Annotated in this window: 1 protein-coding gene and 1 pseudogene; one reads left to right on the top strand and one right to left on the bottom strand. The window is 71.9% G+C overall.

Going from position 1 to position 2138, the window contains the following annotated elements; translation table 11 throughout:
- Positions 1 to 307: pseudogene (locus tag AC31A1_RS50545) on the top strand (hypothetical protein); the annotation flags it as partial.
- Positions 308 to 425: 118 nt separating this feature from the next.
- Here AC31A1_RS50545 and AC31A1_RS50540 read toward each other — a convergent pair.
- Positions 426 to 2075, bottom strand: coding sequence for a phospho-sugar mutase (locus AC31A1_RS50540; protein ID WP_489659773.1), 1650 nt, complete (start codon positions 2073 to 2075; stop codon positions 426 to 428).
- Positions 2076 to 2138: the final 63 nt, after the last annotated feature.

Genomic DNA, 2138 nt, shown 5'->3' with positions numbered 1-2138 from the left:
CCCGCGCCACATTCCCTGGGACGATCTCCGCTCGGTCCGTCGGGAGTCCTTCGAACTGCGGCTGCGTGTGCGCGACGGCGACGACTGGTCGGTGGCCGCACCCCGCTGGCCCTGGCTGCAACGCAGACGCCGACTCGCCCATCCCTACGACGCGTTGGCCGCCGAACTCTCCGCGATGATCGCCGACCCCGCCCTGCGCCCCACCGGCGAGAGCGAGGAGAAGGAGCGCGGGCGGCCGTTGTGGCCGTTCGCCGTGGGTCTCGGTATCGCCTGGATCGCGGTGCTCGTCACGCGCTGGCTGTCCTGACCGTGGTCGCGGGGTCCGCGCGGCGGAAGAGGGCGGCCGGGGAGCATGCGACAGCCCAACTCCCGGTGAATCAGCGGGAGCTGGGCTGAAGTGACGGTGACGGTGGCTCAGGTACCGCTCAGATGCCGGCCGCGGCCGACAGGTCCCGCTTGATCGTCGCGAGGGTCTCGGCCGCTTGCGCCCGGGCCGCCGGGAGATCGGCGTGCGCGGCGACGGGCACCACGACCTCCAGGTAGCACTTCAGTTTGGGCTCGGTGCCGCTGGGCCGGACGATGACACGGGCTCCGTCGAGCGTGTAGCGCAGGCCGTCCGTGGGCGGCAGCTTGTCCGTCCCCTCGGTCAGATCCTCGGCCTTGGTGACGGCCAACCCGGCGAGTGCGGTGGGGGGTTGCTCGCGCAGCCGCCGCATGGCATCCGCGATGACGGTCAAGTCCTCTACGCGCACGGAGAGTTGATCGGTGGCGTGTAGTCCGTGCTCCACGGCGAGATCGTCGAGGAGGTCGAGCAGATCGCGCCCCTCGGCCTTCAGCTCGGACGCCAGCTCGGTGATGAGCAGGGCGGCCGTGATGCCGTCCTTGTCGCGCACGCCGTCCGGGTCCACGCAGTAACCGAGGGCTTCCTCATAGCCGTAGCGAAGGCCCTCCACCCGGGCGATCCACTTGAAGCCGGTGAGGGTCTCCTCGTAGGGGAGACCCGCCTTCTCGGCGATACGGCCGAGGAGGGAGGAGGAGACGATCGACTCGGCGAAGGTGCCCTGGGCGCCGCGCCGGACGAGGTGGGCGGCGAGGAGGGAGCCGACCTCGTCGCCGCTGAGCATGCGCCAATCGCCGTCCTGGGTACGGTCCTTGACGGCCGCGGCGCAACGGTCGGCGTCGGGGTCGTTGGCGATGATCAGGTCGGGGTCCGTGGCACGGGCCTGCGCGAAGGCGAGGTCCATCGCGCCGGGCTCCTCCGGGTTGGGGAACGCGACGGTCGGGAAGTCCGGGTCGGGCTCGGCCTGTTCGGCGACGAGCACGGGCTCGGGGAAGCCGGCGCGGGCGAACGCGGCCAGCAGCACGTCCTTGCCGACGCCGTGCATCGCCGTGTAGACGGTGCGGGCGGTACGGGGTGAGCCGGGGGCGAGGACGGCGTCGGTGCGGGCGAGATAGGCGTCGAGGACGGCGTCGTCGAGGGTCTCCCAGCCGGTGTCGGGCCGGGCCACGTCGTGCAGTGAGCCGATCGCCTCGATCTCGGCGGCGATCTCCGCGTCGGCCGGGGGCACGATCTGGGAGCCGTCGCCGAGGTACACCTTGTAGCCGTTGTCCCGGGGCGGGTTGTGGCTGGCGGTGACCTCCACGCCCGCGATCGCGCCCAAGTGCCGTATGGCGAAGGCGAGTACGGGCGTGGGGAGGGGGCGGGGCAGTACGGCGGCCTTGAGTCCCGCGCCGACCATCACGGCGGCGGTGTCGCGGGCGAAGTCGGCCGACTTGTGGCGGGCGTCGTAGCCGATGACGACGGTTCCGGTCCCGTCGGTGTGCCCGTTCGCCTTCAGGTACGCGGCGAGTCCGGCGGCGGCCCGGATGACGACGGCGCGGTTCATCCGCATGGGCCCGGCGCCGAGTTCGCCTCGCAGCCCGGCGGTCCCGAACTGAAGCGTCCCGCGGAAGCGCTCCGCGAGCTCCGTGACGTCCCCGGCGTCGATGAGCTTGGCGAGCTCGTCGCGCGTGTCCGCGTCGGGGTCCTCGGCGAGCCAGGTCCTGGCCCGCGCGATGAGTTCGTCGTCGTGCACGTCGGGGCAACCTCTCGTGGATATGTCGGTTTTACGTCAGCGTCTTGGCCGACGGCGAACGGG

It is taken from the genome of Streptomyces sp. P5F9 (assembly GCF_057961495.1).
Note: the sequence above shows the minus strand (reverse complement) of the source record. Positions and strands in the feature narration are given on the sequence as shown.